The 438-nt window shown below is 56.2% G+C and carries 1 pseudogene; it reads right to left on the reverse strand.

The features are described from left to right. A pseudogene (locus ACTHUE_RS20510) lies at positions 1–434 on the reverse strand (sodium-dependent transporter); the annotation flags it as partial. Positions 435–438: the final 4 nt, after the last annotated feature.

Consider the following 438-nt stretch of genomic DNA (forward strand, 5'->3'; position numbering starts at 1 on the left):
TCTTTGGCATCGGCCATTTGCAGGAAGTCTTTGAAGAAGAAGGTCTGCGGATCCGTACCCCATGCCGAAGTCAAAGAATAATAGGCATAGCTTGCCGCCCAGCCGACAATCACTGCGTAGTAGATACAGATGATGACGTTGGTCAGAAAGTTCCACCAACCCACCGGCTCAAACCAACGGCCGAGGCGGCGGAAGGCCAAAGGAGGCGAACCGCGGTAACGGTGGCCGATGGCATAGGCGAGCAGCAACAGTGGAATACCCGCCGTCAACAGCGCAACCAAATAAGGGAGGACGAAAGCACCGCCGCAGTTGTCGAAGGCGATGTAAGGGAAACGCCAAATGCTGCCTAAGCCCACGGCCGAGCCGATGGCGGCAAACATAAAGGCACGGCGACTGCTAAACGTCGCGCGTTCGCTGGATTGAGAATTTGACACGATG

It is taken from the genome of Neisseria sp. P0021.S005, from assembly GCF_051956955.1.